This window comes from Acidithiobacillus sp., from assembly GCF_027322205.1.
Taxonomy (GTDB): Bacteria; Pseudomonadota; Gammaproteobacteria; order Acidithiobacillales; family Acidithiobacillaceae; genus Acidithiobacillus.
Genome location: NZ_DAHVHY010000092.1, coordinates 1 through 6,109, shown reverse-complemented (window position 1 = coordinate 6,109; position 6,109 = coordinate 1). Strand labels below are relative to the sequence as shown.

Here is a 6,109-nt window from a genome sequence, read left to right as displayed (position 1 = left end):
TTGCCCGCGAGCTTTATCTGGCCCTGATGGTGGATCGGGGACAGGCGCGGATCACCTTTCTGGCTACCCGGGAAGGCGGTATGGACATCGAGGAACTGGCGGCCTCCCGGCCAGAGGCCCTGCATCGGGTCGTGGTCGAGCCCAGCACCGGCTTTCTGCCTTTTCAAGCGCGCCAGCTCGGTTTCCAGTTCGGATTGGACGCCAGCCAGGTGCAGCAGTTCACGCGCATCATGCAGGGCATGTATCGCCTGGCGCAACGGCTCGATGCCCTGATGGTGGAGGTCAATCCCCTCGCTATCACGGCCGAAGGCAGGCTGCTGGCCCTGGATGCCAAGGTGGTGATGGATGATAACGCGCTCTATCGCCATCCCGAGTCGGACGAGCTCTTCGATTCCACCCAGCAGGACGGGCGGGAAATTACGGCGCGGCAGTTCGGACTGAATTACATCTCCCTGGAAGGTAACATCGGCTGCATGGTCAACGGGGCTGGTCTGGCCATGGCGACCATGGATCTGATCAAACTGCACGGCGGCGAGCCCGCCAATTTTCTGGATGTGGGCGGTGGTGCGGCTGCGGACAAGGTCACCCAGGCCTTCAAGCTCATTCTCTCGGATATCCGGGTGAAGGCGATACTGGTCAATATCTTCGGGGGCATCACCCGCTGTGATCTGCTGGCGGAAGGTATCATCCAGGCGGCGGCGGAGGTGGGGCTTCACCTGCCGGTGGTGGTGCGTCTGGAAGGCACCCGGAAGGAGGAGGGCATGGCCCTGCTGCGTGACAGTGGTCTTTCCCTGATCACCGCCGACGGTCTTACCGACGCGGCCATGAAGGCCGTGGCGGCGGCGCAGGGCTGACGTGTCCATCAACATCTTTTGGTTGCAACGTCTGTGGCCGGCGCTGCGTAACTCCGGCCCGCTGATTTCGCGTCTCGCCGACGCTTATGTGAAGCGTGGCGCGGACCAGAAAAGCGCCGAGGTGATGGCGGAAATGGCCGTGCTGCTCGATCAGATTCTCGACGAGCGGCTCAAGTCGGTGGCCCAGGCCGACGATGTGGGGGCGCTGCGACAGGGTCTGGCCGCCTTGCGGTCCGAGGTCGCCAAAATCCGTCCGGCACCCCGGCGCAATCCTTATGTGCTTCTCCTGCTCCTGGGAGAGGCGGTAATCAGTGTTCTTCTTATCGTGATTCTGGTGCGTCTATGAGCATATTGCTGTCCCGCGACACCCGTGTGATTTGCCAGGGCTTTACCGGCAAGCAGGGGACTTTTCACTCGCAGCAGGCCGTGGACTACGGGACCCGCATGGTGGGTGGCGTGACGCCCGGCAAGGGCGGGACCCGTCATCTCGGTCTGCCGGTATTTGATACGGTGGCCGATGCCGTACAGGAAACCGGGGCCGAGGCCAGCGTGATTTATGTGCCGTCGCCTTTTGCCGCCGATGCCATCATCGAGGCGGCGGCCGCTGGCATCCAACTCATCGTCTGTATCACCGAGGGCATTCCGGTGCATGACATGCTGATGGTGAAGCATTATCTGGCGGACGCACCGGCGCGACTCATTGGCCCTAACTGTCCGGGGATTATTACGCCGGGGCAGTCCAAGATCGGGATCATGCCCGGCGCCATTCACCAGACCGGACGGGTAGGCATTGTCTCCCGCTCCGGCACCCTCACCTATGAAGCAGTGGAGCAGACCACCCGCCTGGGCCTGGGGCAGAGTACCTGTGTGGGTATCGGCGGCGACCCCCTGATTGGCATGAATTTTATTGAAATCCTGCAGCTTTTTGAGGCGGACCCGCAGACCGAAGTGATTGTCATGGTGGGCGAGATCGGCGGACGCATGGAGGAAGATGCGGCGGCCTTTATCCAGGCGCATGTCCGTAAACCGGTGGTGACTTTCATTGCTGGTTCCACGGCGCCCAAGGGCAAGCGTATGGGCCATGCGGGGGCTATTATCGACGGTGGTGCAGGAACAGCGGCGGCCAAATATGCGGTACTGGAAGCGGCGGGCGTCTATTGCGTGCATTCCCCTGCTGATTTGGGTACCCGGGTGGCCGAGGTACTGGGGCGCTGATGCGCATCGCTCTGGCGCAGGTCAACTGCCGGGTCGGCGATGTGGCGAGCAATGCCGATCGTCTGCTGGCCGCCGCTGCCGAGGCACAAGCCGCAGGCGCCGACTTGCTGGTAACGCCGGAGTTGGCCCTCAGCGGTTATCCCCCGGAAGACTTGCTCTTGCGTGCCGACTTTTTGCAGGTCTGCGATGCCGCCTTGCAGCGTCTTGCGACAGCAGCGCCTCTGGCCATGCTGGTAGGGCACCCGCAGCGTGAGCAGGAGCGCCTCTACAACAGCGCCAGTCTGCTGCGCGGGGGCCGGGTCGAGGCGGTTTATCACAAGCATTGTCTGCCGAACTATGCGGTATTCGATGAAGTGCGCTACTTCACGCCGGGGGCGCAGTCGCTGGTGTTTGCCTGTGCCGGACTGCAGTGTGGGGTGGCCATTTGTGAGGATGTCTGGTGCGGGCCTGGGGTAGCGTTGGCGGCTCAGGCCCAAGGTGCCGAATTGATGCTGGTGCTCAACGCCTCCCCCTATCACCTGAATAAGCAGCACGTCCGGGAGGATCAGGTGGGTGCCCTGGCCGCCCGGTGTCATCTGCCTATCGTTTATGTGAACCTGGTGGGTGGGCAGGATGAGTTGGTCTTCGATGGCCAGTCCTTTGCAGTAGACCAGCACGGGTTGCTCGCACTGCGCGCAGCCCGCTGTGAGGAGGCGCTGGCGCTGTTGGATATCGATAAGGATCATGCCGACATCCGCATACAGGCTGTCGAACCCCTGAGACCGCTGCCGGATGAGACCGCCGAGGTCTACGATGTATTGCGCCTGGGCGTGCATGATTATGTGGAAAAAAATGGCTTCCCTGGCGCAGTGCTGGGGCTGTCTGGCGGGGTGGACTCGGCGCTGACCTTGGCGGTGGCGGTGGATGCCCTCGGCGCGGAACGGGTCCATGCCCTGATCATGCCCTCTCGCTATACGGCGGAGATGAGTATCGCGGATGCCGTGGCCGAGGCGCGGAACTTGGGCGTGCGCATGGACATCGTATCCATCGAGCAGCCCTTCAACACTTATCTGGAGACGCTGGCGCCGCTCTTTGCCGGGCGCGCAGCCGATATCACGGAAGAGAATTTGCAGGCACGTATTCGCGCCGCATTGCTCATGGCTTATTCCAATAAATTCGGTCACCTGCTGCTGACTACGGGCAACAAGAGCGAGATTGCCGTTGGTTACGCGACCCTGTATGGCGACATGGCCGGAGGTTTCGCGGTGATCAAGGATTGCCCGAAGACCCTGGTCTATCGCCTCGCCCGTTATCGCAATAGCCTGAGTCCGGTGATCCCCGAGCGGGTGCTGACCCGGCCACCCTCGGCGGAGCTGGCGCCGGATCAGCGTGATCAGGACAGTCTGCCCCCCTACGAGGTTCTGGATGCCATTATTGCCGCCTATGTGGAAGAGGACCGCAGTGCAGCGGAACTCATTGCCGCTGGTTTTTCGGCGGAAATGGTGACGCGGGTGTTAAGGCTTATTGATCGCGCCGAATATAAACGGCGTCAGGCGGCGCCAGGCGTGCGGATCAGCGCCCGCGCATTCGGTAAGGATCGGCGCTATCCTATTACCAATGGCTACCATCCTTGGGAAGCCGTGTTGTCAGCACGAGGAGCTTTACCATGAAAAAAATTGAAGCGATCATTAAGCCCTTCAAACTGGATGATGTGCGCGAGGCCCTTCAGGATCTGGGGCTGGCCGGTATGACGGTTACCGAGGTCAAAGGTTTTGGCCGCCAGAAGGGGCATACGGAACTCTATCGTGGCGCTGAGTATGTGGTGGATTTTCTGCCCAAGCTCAAGCTGGAGGTGGTGGTTAGCGATGACATGGCCGACCGTGCGATTCAGGTGATCGAACAGGCAGCGCGTACTGGCAAAATCGGTGACGGCAAGATTTTTGTCAGTGCCGTGGAACGGGTCATCCGCATCCGCACCGGAGAAGAGGGCGAAGAAGCGGTCTGATTAAAGGGGCTGGGGGCTGGGCTGCAAGGCCCCTAGGGATGGCACTTACGATTTGGCGCTGCTGCCGAGATCTGAGAGATATTTGCTCTTGGGGTAGTTATAGGCGAGGATCGCCGTCGTGGTCCGGGCCAGCTTTTGCAGGTTCAGGTGCTGGTAAGAACGGGCCAGATAATAGAGCGCCTCTTCCCGCGCCGAGCTCAACTGGTAGCGGGTGATCACCGTGCTGCAGCGATTCGCCGAAGCCACATAAGCGTGGCGCACATAGTAAAACTTGCAGATTTCCAGATTGCGTTTACCGAGAATATTGATGATTTTGGCCATGCGTAAGCGGGCATCCGTGGCGTAGGCGCTGTGCGGCCAGCGTCTCGCCAGAGTATCCAGGGTAGTGAATGCTTCTTCGGCGGGTTTCGGATTCCACTCGGCACCCTGAATGGCCTGATAATAGGCGATGCCCTTCAGGTACCAGGCGTAATCCACATGAGGGTTGGCCGGGTGCAGCTTGATGAAACGTTCGGCCGCCGCTACCGCCGCCTCGGAATCCCCGCGCCGGTAATAACTGTATGCCGTATTGAGTTGCGCTTGTTCGGCATAAGGGCCGTAGGGATAGCGGGTCTCGAGATCCTCATATAGCTTGATGGCAGAACTGTAATCTCCGCGTTCCATGGCCTTTTGGGCGGGCTGGAACAGTGTCTCGGCGGATTCGTGGCGATCGGCGGAACTGCCAGGTTTATTCGGGCTGCTGGCACAACCGGCGATCAGGGCGGTACAACACAAGGTAATGAGTATGCGTTTGCTCATGAAGGACAATAGTCTATAGTGGCGAACCATGAGCGACGATAGTACGGGTATTCCCATGATTTTGCCAGAGGAGCAGACCGGCCAACGTCTCGACGCGGTGTTGAGCCAGTTGCTGCCGGAAACCAGCCGCAGTCGTATCCAGACCTTGCTGCGGGATGGCCGGATTCTGGTGGATGGTGCGGTCGAAAAGCCCAGCGCACGGATTCGCGGTGGTGAACAGGTAGAAATCAACTGGCCGGAGATCGAGCCCAACACTTGGCTGGCCCAGGATCTGCCGCTGCATATTCTGTATGAAGACGCGGATATCCTCGTTGTGCACAAACCGGCAGGGCAGCTTACCCACCCCGGCGCCGGTCATGCCGACGGCACGCTGGTCAACGCCGTGCTGGCCCATGTGCTGGATAATGCCTACCTGCCCCGCGGCGGCATCGTCCATCGGCTGGACAAGGACACTACCGGCCTGCTGGTGGTGGCGAAAACCGAGATGGCGCGACAGTCACTGATCGACCAGCTCGGTGACCATACCATGCACCGCGAATATCTCGCGCTGGTGATGGGGCCGATGACCGGTGGTGGCCGGGTAGACGCGCCCATCGGCCGCCATGCCCACGACCGCCTGCGGATGACCGTGCGCGATGATGGTCGGCCGGCGCAGACCGAATATCGGCTGGTGGAGCGCTTTCCCCGTCACAGCTACCTGCGCCTGCGCCTGGCGACGGGGCGTACCCATCAGATTCGCGTGCACATGACGCACATCGGCCACCCGCTGGTGGGTGATCCGATCTATGGCGGGCGGATGATGGTGCCGCAAGGGTTGGATGAGGTCGCGCTGGCCCATTGGCGGCAGTTCCGCCGTCAGGCTTTGCATGCCTGGCGTTTGCGTCTCTACCATCCGGAAAGCGGGGAATTGATGACCTGGGAAAGCCCGCTGCCTGAAGACATGGCCGAATTGCTGACTCTGCTGCGCGATGCGCGTAATGGCGACTGAAGAGGCTGGTTATTGGGTGCCGGACTGGCCCGTGCCCTACGGGGTACGCAGTGCCATCACGGTGCGCAGCGGCGGTGTCAGTCAGGGCGCCTATGCATCACTCAATCTCGGCGACCATGTGGGCGATGCGCCGGAGGCGGTGGCACGGAATCGGGAACGGCTGCGGGCCATGCTGGAATTGCCTGGGGAGCCCCGTTGGTTGCAGCAGGAGCATGGCACGGGGGTCGCCACTTTGACGGCCGCGTCGGCGCGCTCTTTGGAAGCGGATGG

Annotated in this window: 8 protein-coding genes; 7 read left to right on the top strand and 1 reads right to left on the bottom strand. The window is 61.4% G+C overall.

The window, feature by feature from the left end:
• From sucC to M7F93_RS10780, 5 genes are all read left to right on the top strand, one after another.
• Positions 1-854 (top strand): ADP-forming succinate--CoA ligase subunit beta (gene sucC, locus M7F93_RS10800; protein WP_298173232.1); only part of this gene is annotated, 854 nt, incomplete at its 5' end.
• Position 855: 1 nt separating this feature from the next.
• The gene (locus tag M7F93_RS10795; protein WP_298173229.1) at positions 856-1,200 is read left to right on the top strand and encodes a hypothetical protein; all 345 of its coding nucleotides are present in this window, start codon (positions 856-858) and stop codon (positions 1,198-1,200) included.
• Entirely contained in the window at positions 1,197-2,069 is an 873-nt protein-coding gene (gene sucD / locus M7F93_RS10790) for a succinate--CoA ligase subunit alpha (RefSeq protein WP_298173226.1), read from the top strand. The genes M7F93_RS10795 and sucD overlap by 4 nt, the downstream gene beginning before the upstream one ends.
• Complete coding sequence (locus M7F93_RS10785) at positions 2,069-3,718, top strand: NAD+ synthase (protein ID WP_298173223.1); 1,650 nt, start codon at positions 2,069-2,071, stop codon at positions 3,716-3,718. Before sucD ends, M7F93_RS10785 begins: the two co-directional genes overlap by 1 nt.
• Positions 3,715-4,053 carry a P-II family nitrogen regulator gene (locus tag M7F93_RS10780; RefSeq protein ID WP_298173221.1) on the top strand — a complete coding sequence of 113 codons (339 nt, stop codon included), beginning with the start codon at positions 3,715-3,717 and terminating at the stop codon, positions 4,051-4,053. Before M7F93_RS10785 ends, M7F93_RS10780 begins: the two co-directional genes overlap by 4 nt.
• Positions 4,054-4,098: 45 nt before the next feature.
• On the opposite strand, the gene M7F93_RS10775 is transcribed toward M7F93_RS10780, so the two are convergent.
• Positions 4,099-4,851, bottom strand: a complete 753-nt coding sequence (locus tag M7F93_RS10775) for an outer membrane protein assembly factor BamD (protein ID WP_298173218.1) — start codon at positions 4,849-4,851, stop codon at positions 4,099-4,101.
• A gap of 28 nt (positions 4,852-4,879) precedes the next feature.
• Here M7F93_RS10775 and rluD point away from each other — a divergent pair, with 28 nt between their 5' ends.
• On the top strand, positions 4,880-5,839 hold the full coding sequence (gene rluD, locus M7F93_RS10770) for a 23S rRNA pseudouridine(1911/1915/1917) synthase RluD (RefSeq protein ID WP_298173215.1): 960 nt from the start codon (positions 4,880-4,882) through the stop codon (positions 5,837-5,839).
• Positions 5,829-6,109, top strand: a 281-nt coding sequence (locus tag M7F93_RS10765; RefSeq protein WP_298173213.1) for a laccase domain-containing protein, incomplete at its 3' end; no start/stop codon positions are given. The genes rluD and M7F93_RS10765, both read left to right, overlap by 11 nt.